9 protein-coding genes and 1 pseudogene are annotated in these 12,028 nt (G+C 71.8%); 6 read left to right on the forward strand and 4 right to left on the reverse strand.

Going from position 1 to position 12,028, the window contains the following annotated elements; all coding sequences use genetic code 11:
- Window positions 1-225 precede the first annotated feature (225 nt).
- From AOK03_RS04115 to AOK03_RS04135, 5 genes are read left to right on the forward strand one after another with little or no spacing between them, the layout of a single operon-like run.
- Window positions 226-2,163 (forward strand): ABC transporter substrate-binding protein, encoded by a 1,938-nt coding sequence (locus tag AOK03_RS04115; RefSeq protein ID WP_079074463.1) that lies wholly within the window; start codon window positions 226-228, stop codon window positions 2,161-2,163.
- 3 nt (window positions 2,164-2,166) lie between these two features.
- Window positions 2,167-3,261 carry an ABC transporter permease gene (locus tag AOK03_RS04120; protein WP_055563759.1) on the forward strand — a complete coding sequence of 365 codons (1,095 nt, stop codon included), beginning with the start codon at window positions 2,167-2,169 and terminating at the stop codon, window positions 3,259-3,261.
- On the forward strand, window positions 3,258-4,247 hold the full coding sequence (locus AOK03_RS04125; RefSeq protein ID WP_055563760.1) for an ABC transporter permease: 990 nt from the start codon (window positions 3,258-3,260) through the stop codon (window positions 4,245-4,247). The genes AOK03_RS04120 and AOK03_RS04125 overlap by 4 nt, the downstream gene beginning before the upstream one ends.
- Window positions 4,244-5,272, forward strand: a complete 1,029-nt coding sequence (locus AOK03_RS04130; protein WP_055563761.1) for an ABC transporter ATP-binding protein — start codon at window positions 4,244-4,246, stop codon at window positions 5,270-5,272. Before AOK03_RS04125 ends, AOK03_RS04130 begins: the two co-directional genes overlap by 4 nt.
- 29 nt (window positions 5,273-5,301) lie before the next feature.
- Window positions 5,302-6,315, forward strand: a complete 1,014-nt coding sequence (locus AOK03_RS04135; protein ID WP_055563762.1) for an ABC transporter ATP-binding protein — start codon at window positions 5,302-5,304, stop codon at window positions 6,313-6,315.
- An 86-nt stretch (window positions 6,316-6,401) separates the two neighbouring features.
- On the opposite strand, the gene AOK03_RS04140 is transcribed toward AOK03_RS04135, so the two are convergent.
- Together AOK03_RS04140 and AOK03_RS04145 are read right to left on the reverse strand one after the other, a co-directional pair.
- Entirely contained in the window at window positions 6,402-7,343 is a 942-nt protein-coding gene (locus AOK03_RS04140) for a pyridoxal-phosphate dependent enzyme (protein WP_055563763.1), read from the reverse strand.
- An 82-nt stretch (window positions 7,344-7,425) separates the two neighbouring features.
- Entirely contained in the window at window positions 7,426-8,139 is a 714-nt protein-coding gene (locus AOK03_RS04145) for a TetR/AcrR family transcriptional regulator (protein ID WP_055563764.1), read from the reverse strand.
- Window positions 8,140-8,256: 117 nt separating this feature from the next.
- On the opposite strand from AOK03_RS04145, the gene AOK03_RS04150 reads away from it, so the two are divergent.
- Window positions 8,257-9,225, forward strand: coding sequence for an NAD-dependent epimerase/dehydratase family protein (locus AOK03_RS04150; protein WP_055563765.1), 969 nt, complete (start codon window positions 8,257-8,259; stop codon window positions 9,223-9,225).
- Window positions 9,226-9,332: 107 nt separating this feature from the next.
- On the opposite strand, the gene AOK03_RS04155 is transcribed toward AOK03_RS04150, so the two are convergent.
- Both AOK03_RS04155 and AOK03_RS04160 read right to left on the reverse strand, forming a co-directional pair.
- Window positions 9,333-10,286, reverse strand: a complete 954-nt coding sequence (locus tag AOK03_RS04155) for a bifunctional riboflavin kinase/FAD synthetase (protein WP_055563766.1) — start codon at window positions 10,284-10,286, stop codon at window positions 9,333-9,335.
- Between the two features lie 151 nt (window positions 10,287-10,437).
- Window positions 10,438-12,028, reverse strand: a pseudogene (locus tag AOK03_RS04160) (serine protease); the annotation flags it as partial.

Genomic DNA, 12,028 nt, shown 5'->3' on the forward strand with positions numbered 1-12,028 from the left:
CCTCTCCCCCACCATCACCCCCTCACCAGCCACTCGTCACTGGTCTCGACCAATGCGGGCGGAATACCGGTCAACTCGTTATTTCCGCAGGCCACATGGGGTTCACACGCCGTTGACGCGCGCAGACTGGCGCTGGTAAACACACAGCAACCAGCTGACGTTCCTTGATCGACCAATGTGCAACCAGCCATCCCTGCGCGAGCGATGACGCGAGGTCACCGACCCATGGACACACAAGATCAGCACGGCAGATCAGCAGTACCCAGGACAGCTACACCGCACCACCCCCGTCCCCGACCCCGTCCGCGACCCCGTCCGCGAGCCAGTCACCGACCCCGCGGCCGACTGCGGCTCGTGCTCGCCGGTGGGGCCGCCGCGTTCACTCTGACGGCCGGTCTCGCCACGCCGCTCAACCCGGCCCCGCAACAGGCGCAGGCCAAGGCCGACGACGGCAAGAAGGTCCTCACCGTCGCCGTGGCACAGAGCGTCGACTCGCTCAGCCCGTTCCTCGCCCAGCGGCTGCTCAGCACCAGCATCCACCGGCTGACGTACGAGTACCTGACGAACTACGACGCGAAGGACAACAAGGCGATCCCGGGGTTCGCCACCAAGTGGGAGCCTTCCGCCGACAAGCTGACCTGGACGTACACCATCCGGGGCGACTCCAAGTGGTCGGACGGCAAGCAGGCCACCGCCGAGGACGCGGCGTGGACGTTCAACAAGGTGATGTCCAAGGAGGGCACCGCCACCGCGAACTCGAACTTCGTCACCAACTTCAAGAAGGTGACCGCGCCCAGCCCCACCAAGCTGGTCATCGAGCTGAAGAAGCCGCAGGCCACGATGGCCGCCCTCGACGTGCCGATCGTCCCCAAGCACGTCTGGGAGAAGGTCGACGACATCTCGAAGTTCAACAACGACAAGGACTTCCCCGTCGTCGGCAACGGCCCGTTCACCCTGACGGACTACAAGGTCGACCAGTATGTGAAGTTGAAGGCCAACAAGGACTTCTGGCGCGGTCCCGCCAAGTTCGACGAGCTGGTCTTCAAGACGTACAAGGACCAGGACGCCGCAGTCTCCGCCCTCAGGAAGGGCGAGGTCTCGTTCGTGGCCGGGCAGCCCGCGCTCACGCCCGCGCAGGCCGAGTCCCTCAAGAACGAGGACAACATCAAGGTGAACGAGGGGCCGGGGCGGCGCTTCTTCGCCCTCGCCACCAATCCGGGCGCCAAGACCCTCGACGGCAAGAAGTTCGGTGACGGTCACCCGGCGCTCCTGGACAAGAAGGTCCGCCAGGCGCTCTTCCTCTCCGTGAACCGCGAGGCGCTCGTCGAGAAGGTCTTCCAGGGCCATGCCGTCGAGGGCGCGGGGTACATTCCGCCGCGCTTCTCCGAGTACGCCTGGAAGCCGTCGGCGGACCAGGAGATGAAGTACGACCCGAAGCGGGCCGCCGCGCTCCTCGACGAGGCGGGCTACAAGAAGAACGGCGACGGCAAGCGCGTCGGCAAGGACGGCAAGCCGCTGGACTTCCGCATCCTCTGCCACGCCACCGACCCCAACGACAAGGCCGTGGGGAAGTACCTGAAGGAGTGGTGGGGGGATCTCGGCATCGGGCTCAAGGTCGAGTGCCTCGACGACGTGTCCGTGCCCTGGTACGCGGGCGAGTACGACCTCGCCTTCGACGGGTGGTCCGTCAACCCCGACCCCGACTTCGTGCTCGGCATCCACACCTGCTCCGCGCTCCCGAAGAAGGCCAAGGAGAGCGCCGCCACGGACAACTTCATCTGCGACAAGAAGTTCGACGGCCTGTACGACAAGCAGCTCGCCGAGTACGACCCGGGCAAGCGTGCCGACATCGTGAAGCAGATGGAGTCCTGGCTGTACGACTCCGGGTACATGAACGTCCTCCTGTACCCGAACGCCGTCGAGGCCTACCGCACCGACCAGATCAAGTCCATCACCACCATGCCGACGGCCGCGGGCAACATCTACGGCCAGGACGGATATTGGAGCTGGTGGTCGGCCGTGCCCGCGGATGGGAAGAGTTCCTCCAAGGACGGCAGCTCGACCGGTGTCATCATCGGTATCGCCGCTGCCGCGGTGGTGCTCGTGGGCGGCGGAGTCCTGTTCGCCCTGCGCCGCCGTTCTACCGCAGAGGACCGCGAGTAACGCATGACCGCTGACAGCAATCCCGCACTGCTCGACACCGAGGGCCCCAAGGGCCCCGGGGCCGACGGCGACCCGGCTCGGGCCGGGGCGGCGTCGGCCCGCGGGCCCCGGGCCCGCAACACCCGCGCCTACCTCCTCTATGTGGCGGGCAAGATCGGCGGCGCGGTCGTGTCGCTGTTCGCCGTGCTCGTCACCAGCTTCTTCCTGTTCCGGCTGATCCCCGGCGACCCCGTCAAGCAGATGACGGGCGGCAAGCGCGTCTCGGCCGAGCAACTCGCCGCGATGCGGAAGGAGTTCGGACTCGACAAGTCGGTCATGGCCCAGTTCTGGGACTACACCGGCAATGTGCTGAGCGGCGACTTCGGCACGTCGTACCAGTTCCACGCCCCCGTGATGGAGAAGATCACGGATGCCCTCCCGGCGACCCTCCTGCTCACCGGAACGGCGTACGTCCTCTACACGCTCATCGGCATCTGGCTCGGCACCCGCACGGCCTGGCGCAACGGCAAGCTCGGCGACCGCTTCAACACCGGGCTCGCCCTGACGCTGTACTCCGTGCCGTCGTTCTGGCTCGGGCTGCTGCTGATCATCACCTTCTCGGTGGGCATCGGGCCGATTCCCGGGATGTTCCCGACCGGCGGCCTGGAGTCCGGGGGCGAGACCGGCTTCGCGTACGTCATCGACGTCGCGCACCACATGGTGCTGCCCGTCATCACCCTGGTCGCCGTCGGATACGCGCAGACGCTGCTCGTCATGCGGTCCTCGCTGCTCGACGAGATGGGCAGCGACTATCTGACGACCGCGCGCGCCAAGGGGCTCAGGGACGACCTCGTGCGGCGTCGGCACGCCGTCCCGAACGCGCTGCTGCCGACCGTCACGCTGATGTTCGTCAACCTCGGCACGGTCGTGGCGGGCGCCATCCTCGTCGAGACCGTGTTCTCCTGGCCGGGCCTCGGCGGGCTCTTCTACCAGGCGCTGAGCGTGCCCGACCTGCCACTGGTGCAGGGGCTGTTCTTCGTCTTCTCCGTCGCGGTGATCCTGATGAACACCCTGGCCGACGTGATCTATCCGCTGCTCGATCCCCGGGTGGGCCGATGACGACCGAATCCGCACCGACCGACCCGACACCGGCCGACCCGGCCGGTCCGGCACCGTCCGATCCGGCGTCGGCCGCTCCGGCCGCGTCCGCCGCCAAGAGCGCGCGGTCCCTCGCCTGGACCCGGCGCAGGCACTCCGCCGCGCGCTTCTGGCGCGAGTACCGCACGCACCGCGCCGGGCTCGTCGGCCTCGCCGTGCTCGTCCTGATCGCCCTCGCCGCGGTCTTCGCGCCGCTGCTCGTCGGCTCCGACGCGCAGAGCGTGACCGAGGCGCCGGGGCAGCCGATGGAGTCGCCGAGCGGTGAGTTCCCGCTGGGGACGGACCAGTTCGGGCGCGATCTGCTGGGCCTGCTGGTGTGGGGCGCGCGCATGTCGCTGACCGTGGGGCTGCTCGCCGCCGTGCTCTCGGTGGCCATCGGCACGCTCGTCGGGATCACCGCCGGGCACTTCAAGGGCTGGTACGCCACCGTGATCATGCGCATCACCGACTGGTTCCTGGTGATGCCGACGCTCGTGCTCGCCATCGCGCTCGCCGCGGTGATGTCCGGCTCCATCTGGACGATCATCCTGGCGATCGGCGTGACGACCTGGCCGACCACGGCACGCCTGGTCAGGGCCCAGACCCTCGCCGTGGAGTCGCGCCCCTACATCGAGCGGGCGCAGGCCCTCGGCGGCGGCCACGGCCACATCATGGCCCGGCACGTCCTGCCCAACGTCATGCCGCTCGTCCTCGCGCAGACCACGCTGGTCATCTCCGGCGCCATCCTCACCGAGGCCACACTCGCGTTCCTCGGCCTCGGCGATCCGACGAACGTCTCCTGGGGCGGCCTCCTGCAGGACGCGCGCGAGGCGGGCGCGGTCAGCGCCGGCCACTGGTGGTACCTCGCCCCGCCCGGTCTCGCCATCGCCGTCGTCGCGCTGGCGTTCACGCTGTGCGGCCGTGCCGTGGAATCCGTGCTCAACCCCAGGCTGGGGGCCTCCCGTTGACCGACAAGACCCAGACGAGCACGCAGCGCCTCCTGGACGTGCGCGAGCTCGAAGTGACGTACGCCAACGGGGCCGCCGCGGTCCGCGGCGTGAACCTCCACGTCGACGCGGGCCAAAAGCTGGGCGTGGCGGGCGAGTCGGGCTGCGGCAAGTCCACGCTCGCGCTCGCCCTGCTGCGGCTGCTTCCCGCGGGCACCAAGGTGTCCGGCGAGATCCTGCTCGACGGCGAGGACGTCCTCACCATGAAGTGGGGGCGGGTCCGCGCGGTTCGCTGGGCCGGCGCCTCGATCGTCTTCCAGGGCGCGATGCACTCGCTGAACGCCGTGCACCGCATCGGCGACCAGATCGCCGAGCCGATCCTGCTGCACAAGAAGGCGACGCAGGCGGGCTCGAGGACCAAGGTCGGCGAGCTCCTCGAACACGTGGGACTGCCCGCCGCCCGCGCGGAGGCCTATCCGCACGAGCTGTCCGGCGGTCAGCGCCAGCGCGTGATGATCGCGATGGCGCTCGCCTGCGACCCGCGGCTGATCATCGCCGACGAGCCGACCACCGCGCTCGACGTGATGATCCAGGCCCAGATCCTGCGCCTGATCGAGCAGCTGGTGGCCGAGCAGGACCTCGGCCTCATGATGATCAGCCACGACCTGGCGGTGCTCTCCGACACCTGCGACCGGCTCGCGGTGATGTACGCGGGCCGCGTCGTCGAGGAGGGCCCGGCCGCCGAGGTCTACGAGAACGCCCGGCACCCCTACGGAAAGGCCCTGTCGGCGGCCTTCCCGCGGATCGGCGACATCACGTCGCGGTTCGCCCCGCGCGGCCTGCCGGGCGATCCGCCCGACCCGTCCGCGCTTCCCACGGGCTGTACGTTCCACCTCCGGTGTCCGGTCGCCCTCGACTCCTGCACCACGGAGGACCAGGTCCTGCGGGACGCCGGACCACACCACCGCGCGGCGTGCGTCCACGCGGGCGCGCCGCTGCCCGCACAGCCCACGTCGGCGCCCACGACGGCGGAGCGCACCCCGTGACCGAGAGCCCCCGTGAAGAGGAACCGCGCATGAGCACGCAGGAACCAGCCACGACCGCTCCGGGAACCGACGACGGCGCGCTGCTGACCGCCGACGGCCTGCACATCGCCTTCCCCGGCCGTCGCGGCGGGCCGACCGCGCGCGCCGTGGACGGCGTCGACCTCGACATCAAGGGCGGCGAGATCGTCGCCCTGGTCGGCGAGTCGGGGTGCGGCAAGACGACGCTGGCCCGTTCGCTGCTGGGCCTGGTGCCGCCGACGTCGGGCAAGGTCACGTTCGGCGGCAAGCCGCTGGACTACTCGGGCCGCGCCCTCAAGGCGTACCGCAAGCGGGTCCAGCTGGTCCTGCAGGACCCCAGCGGCTCGCTCAACCCGCGGCACACGGTGTACGACGCCGTGGCGGAGGGGCTGCGCATCCACGGGTACGCGGGTGACGAGCGGGAAGCGGTCGCCGGGGCCCTCTCCCGGGCCGGTCTGCGCCCGCCGGAGCGGTTCTTCCTGCGCTATCCGCACGAGCTGTCGGGCGGTCAGCGCCAGCGCGTCGTCATCGCGGGCGCGCTGGTCCTCGAACCCGAACTCATCGTCGCCGACGAGCCGGTGGCCTCCCTCGACGCGTCCGTGCGCGGCGAGATCCTCGCGCTCCTGCTCCGGCTGCGCGACGAACTGGGCCTGTCCGCGCTGGTGGTGACGCACGACCTGGGCCTCGCCTGGAACATCGCGGACCGCGTCGCGGTGATGTACCTGGGCCGGATCGTGGAGACGGGCACGGTGGAGGAGGTACTGACGGCACCTCAGCACCCCTATACGCAGGCCCTGCTGTCCGTCCTGCCCGAGGCACCCGGAGACCCGGTCGTCCTCACCGGCGAGCCCCCGGACCCCTCCCGCATCCCCGGCGGCTGCCGGTTCCACGCCCGCTGCCAGGTGCTCGCCTCCGGCGAGGCGGAGCGTGCGGGGGTGGCGGACCGCTGCCGCGGGGAGGATCTGGCCGTGCTGTCCGGCGGGAGCGGGACGCAGGTCGCCTGTCACTGGGCGCAGGTGCGCTAGCGGCTGCCGGACCTGCGCATACCTGCGCGTACGTGCGCGGCTCGGGGCCTCACCCCGGCTGGGGACAGGTGACGCCCTCGGGCGGTCTACGCGTAGGCGGTGACGTCGTCCACGGTGGCGTTGCCGCCGCAGATCACGAGGCCGAGGCGGGTCTCCGTACCGGTCTTGGCGAGGACTCGGCGGGCGGCCGGGAGGAGGCAGCCGGCCGCGGGTTCCGCCCAGACCTTGGCGTGCTCGGCCAGCTCCCGCACGCCGGCGAAGGCCTCCGCCTCCGGCACGACCAGCACCTCGTCGACCAGGTCGCGCACCATCGCGTACGTCAGCGGGGACACGGTGGGCGCGCCGAGCGTGGTGATGCGTGAGTCCACATCGACGGGCACCGGCCCGCCGTGGGCCAGCGCCTGCGTCATCGCGTCGGCGCCGGTGGTCTCCACCCCCCACACCCGTACCCCCGGCCGCCGCGCCCGCAGCGCCGCCGCCACGCCTGCGAGCAGCCCTCCACCACCGACGGAGACGAGGACGTCGGTCAACGGGCCCGCGTCCGCGGCGAGTTCCAGCCCCACCGTGCCCTGCCCCGCGATCACCACCGGGTCCGCGAAGGGGTGGAGCAGCGTGAGCCCCTCGCCCTCCAGCCGCTCCATGAGCGCGAAGGCCTCGGCCATGGTCGGGGCCAGCCGGACATCGGCACCGGCGGCCCGGGCGAGGTCCACGGAGCGCGCCGGCGCGGCGCGCGGCATGACCACCGTGGCCCGCACCCCGAGGGCGGCGGACATCTCGGCGACGGCGATGCCGTGATTGCCGCCGGACACGGCGACCACCCCGGCCGCGCGCTGTTCTCCGGAGAGCGTGAGCAGCTTCGCCACGGCGCCCCGCGCCTTGAACGAGCCGCTGCGCTGCAGCAGTTCGAGCTTGACCGTGACCGGCACGCCGAGCAGCGCCGTCAGCCCCGGACTGGGCAGCGTGGGAGTGCTCACCACATGCCCCGCGATCCGTGCCGCGGCGGCCTCCAAGTCCTCGACACCGATCATGGCGCTCCCCCCGAGTGTGTCCCGCATCCCGTCCGACTGCACGATACGCGGACGTTCCCCCGGGCGGCGCGAGGGAGAGCGTCTAGGCCAGTTGGAACGAGTCGGCCAGTATGTCGACCTGGACGGCGAGCAGCGTCGTCGGCCGGTGCCCCATGCCGGTGAACTGTCCGGCCGATTCCAGGCTGACGGTGCCGTGCAGCTGGGGCCAGAGCGCGATCGCTCCGGTCAACGCGACGGCAGCAGCGGACTCCTCGGGCGGCAGCCCGGTCCACTGCTCGACCCAGGCGGCCACCATGGCGTCGTCGCGCAGCCAGCGGCTGAACTCGTCCAGGAGCGGACCCAGGGAGCGCCGCGGCTGCCCCTCCGCGAAGAGGGGGAGGAACGGGCCCAGGACCGCACGGGCGTGCGTCACGGTCTCGTCCGGCGCGTGGAAGCCCGGGACCGGGGTGCCCTGGATGAGCAGGTAGAGGTGCGGCTGCGCCACGGCCCAGCCGCGGAATGCCGTCGCCAGCGCGTGCAGTGCCGTCCGCCCGCCGGCCGAGGTGTCGACGGCCTGGATCTCGGCCGCGACCGCCGCGTAGGCGTCGACGACCAGCTCGGCGAGGAGGTCGTCGCGGCTGGCGAAGTAGCGGTACAGGGCCGGGCCGGACATGCCGATCTCGCGGGCGATCCGCAGCAGGGCCACGCCCTCCACACCTCCGGCGGCGAGCTGACGCACGGCGATCTCCTTGATCTCGGCGCGCGTCCGGTCGCGGTATCGCTCCCGTGGGCTGCGGGTCTGCGGCGTCGATGCCATGCGGGCTACCTCCAATAGCGGTGGTTACACCCTATCGCGCCCGCAACACCCTTGCGCTTCACACCATCGCGATAGTTATAGTGTGTAACACCAGCCGCCACCGAAGGGATCCGAACCATGACCGCCGCATCCGATCTGCACATAGTTCTCGGCGCCGGCCCGGCCGGTACGACGCTGGCCGGGGAACTGGCCCGCCGCGGACACGCGGTCCACCTCGTCGACCGCTCCGGCACCGGCCCCGCCCCCGAGGGAGTCACCCGCGTCCGGGGCGACGTGGGGACCGTCGAGGGCGCCCGGGCGGCGATCAAGGGCGCCACCGTCGTCTACCACTGCGTCAACGTGGCCTACCACCTCCAGGTCGAGGTGATGCCCGCCGTTCAGGACGCCTTGCTCGGCGCCGCCGAGGCCGAAGGCGCACGCCTGGTCGTGCTCGACACCCTTTACCCGTACGGGCCGACGGGCGGACGGACGATGACCGAGGACATGCCGTGGCGAGCCCTCGGCCCGAAGGGCAGGATGCGCGCCGCACTGGACGAGAAGTACCTGGCAGCGCACAAGGAAGGCCGCGTCCGCGTCGCCCTGGGCCGCTCGGCCGACTTCGTCGGCCCCCACGTCCTCAACTCCACCCTCGGCGGCGCCGTCTTCCCCGGCGCGCTCACCGGCGGGGAGGTCTACGGCCTGGGGGACATCGACCTGCCGCACAGCTACACCGACATCCGCGACGTGGCGGCGGGACTGGCCACCCTCGGCGAGCACCCCGAGGCCGACGGCCGCGTCTGGCACCTGCCCACCGCACCGGCCCTGACCACCCGGAGCGTCTTCCGGCTGATCGAGCGGAAGGTCGGACGGCCGCTGAATCTCGTGATCAAGCCGGACCCCGTGCCGGTCGGCCCGTTCGACCAGACCTTCATGGACTCGTACGCCGAGCTGTTCTACCAGCACACCGAACCGCAGGTCATGAACTCCGACGCCATCCAGGAGGCCTTCGGCATCAAGCCGACCGCCTTCGATGCCACCCTCGACGACACCCTGGCCTGGTACGGCGACTTCCTCGCCGCGCACTCGCGAGCGACGCCCGCGCCGTAAAGCAGGCCGACTGCACGCACAGGGCGAGGAGTTGACGAAGAGGCGAGTGGCCCCGTGGGGGGGCGGCGAGAGCAGCAGGACCGGAGGCACGGCCCCCGGGCGCGCGGCTAGGCGTGCCGCGCCGCCTCGACCATTTCGCGGCACCGCTTGACGTCGTCCGCCATGGCCACGAGCAACGACTCGATCGAGTCGAACTTGGCCTGGCCACGGACGAAGGCCAGGAAGTCCACGGCCACGTGCAACCCGTACAGGTCGAGGCCGACCCGGTCGATCGCGTACGCCTCGACCGTCCGCTCGGTCCCGTCGAACTGCGGGTTCGTGCCCACGGAAATCGCCGCGGGCATCGCCTCGCCCTCGACGTGCAGCCATCCGGCGTAGACGCCGTCGGCGGGGACGGCCGTGTGGGGCAGCGTCTCCACGTTGGCCGTGGGGAAGCCCAGCTCGCGCCCGCGCTGCGCACCGCGGACCACGACGCCCTCGACGCGGTGCGGGCGGCCGAGGATCTCCGCGGCTCCGGTGACATCGCCCTCGGCGATCAGCCGCCGGGTCAGCGTGGAGGAGAAGGGCTCGCCGCCGCCGGCGTCGCCGCTCACGTACAGGTCGATGACGTCGACTTCGTAGTCGTACGTACGTCCGAGCTCGGCCAGGAAGCCGACGTTCCCCGCGGCCTTGTGGCCGAAGCGGAAGTTCGGGCCCTCGACGACCACGCGCGCGTGCAGCTTGTCGACGAGGACCTTGACCACGAACTCGGCGGGCGACAGCTTCGAGAACTCGGTGGTGAAGGGCAGGATCAGCAGGGCGTCCACACCCAGCTCGGCCATCAGCTCAGCGCGCCGGTGGTGCGGCGCGAGCAGCGGCGGGTGGCTGCCGGGGCGCACGACCTCGCTGGGATGCGGGTCGAAGGTGACGACCACGGCGGGCACGCCGAGCTCACGCGCATGCTCCACGGCACGCCCGATGATCAGCTGGTGACCGCGGTGCACGCCATCGTAGGAACCGATGGTGACGACGCTGCGCCCCCAGTCCTGGGGGATGTCCTCCAAGCCACGCCAGCGCTGCACTTCTTTGCTCCTCGCCGAACCCGTATACGTCACGTACATCTGTACGTTCCCATTGCCGATTGCGCAGGACTAAGACTGCCATGCCGACACCTCGCGGCTCGCACCGGAGGGAGTGGCGGGGGTCACTCTCCTGGGCAGGGAGGTCACTCTCCTAGGCAGGGACGCGGACACCGCCCGCGAGGTTCTCGATGACCCGGCGGGCGCTCGGGCCGACCAGGGCGGCCCAGTCCTGCGGAGCGGCGCCCATCCAGCCGGTGACGAGCGCGGCGAAGCCCGCACGGCCGCGGGCCAGTTCGACCAGCCGACGGTCGAAGCAGGACGCGCCCTCCGGGGTGCGGACGAGCAGCAGGCCGGTGCGGTGCACGCGCTCGCGGGTGCGGTCCTCGCCGCACTCCGCCACGCCGAGGACGACCGCCCGCAGGACACCCTCCAGGACGGCGGAGTCCCGCTCCTGGCTGAGCAGTACGTCGAGCAGCTCGCCGCGCAGCGCGCGTGAGGCGGCGGTGCCGGGCGCGGCGAGCACGGGCGCGAGGGCCGCCCGCACCTGCACGTGCCTGCTGTGCAGGAGCCCGGCCACCAGGGGGAACAGGACGGGGCGCACGTCCGGGCCGTGTTCGAGGCGGCGGTCGATGTACGTGACGGCGGGACCGGCCGCTTCGGGGCGGGCCTCGACGAGGTCGTGGACGAGGGTGGCGACGCGGCGCGCGAGGGCGGGCGTGGTCACGTCGGCCAGGCAGCACAGGATGGCGTCGGTGGCCGGATCCGGGGCGTGCAAACGGGTGCGGAAGGCGTCGAGGACGGGCTCGGGATGGGTGGTCAGGGCGGCGGCGAGGGCGCTCGCGGGCAGCTGCGGGTCACCGGCGGTGAAGCGCTGCAGGGCGTGCGGCAGGTGCCGGTGGCGGGTCTGCGGGTCGCGGACGAGGAGGGCGAGGGCGGCGCCGTGCAGGGTGTCGTCGGCGGGGCGGGCAAGGAGTGTGCGGGCGGCGCACCGCAGGAGCTCGCGGGCGGCGCCGGTGGTGGCGTGCGGGGCGGCGCGCAGTCCGTAGGCGGCGGCCGCGACGCGTCGGGCGGGGCGCTCGTCACGGGCCCAGCGGTCGACCGCCCGGCACACGGCGGCGGGCTCCTCCTCGGCGAGCACGGCGAGCAGCTCGTCGGCGCGGGCGTGTGCGGAGTCGACCAGGGCCTCGGTGAGGTTGTCGATGGCGCGGTGGCGGTGGGTGTGGAGCAGCGCCTGCGCGGCGGAGGCGACGGTGGCGTCGGGGGCCGCGTCCAGCGGGCGCTCGTCGGTGAACCACCGTGCGAGGTGCGGCTGTACGACCGCGGGGTCGGCGCAGAGCAGTGCGGCGACCGCGTCGAGACGGCGGTCCGGGGCTCCCGGTGGTCCGTCGTGCACGACGAGGCGCCGCAGCAGCGCGAACCGGTCGGCCTCGCCGAGCGGCAGCCGCAGCCAGAACGCGGTCGCGAACTCGCCCCGCTCGGCGAGCGGTTCGAGCACCGCGAGGTAGGGAGTCGCGTCGGGCACGCGCAGCAGCACCTCGCCCAGCAGATGGGCGGCCCACCACGCGGCGTCCCCCGTCTCACCCGCCCCGTCGGCGCCGCGGCCCGCTCCCCCGCGGCCGAGCTCCGCCAGCGCGTCCGTGAGCTCGACCAGCCGCGATGCCAGTTCCGCGGCGCCGCGCTGCCTGCCCAGCAACAGCAGTGCCTGGATCACCGGGCCGATGCGGTGCCGCGGCACCGGCAGC

Source organism: Streptomyces atriruber, assembly GCF_001418325.1.
In the GTDB taxonomy this organism is placed as follows: domain Bacteria; phylum Actinomycetota; class Actinomycetes; order Streptomycetales; family Streptomycetaceae; genus Streptomyces; species Streptomyces atriruber.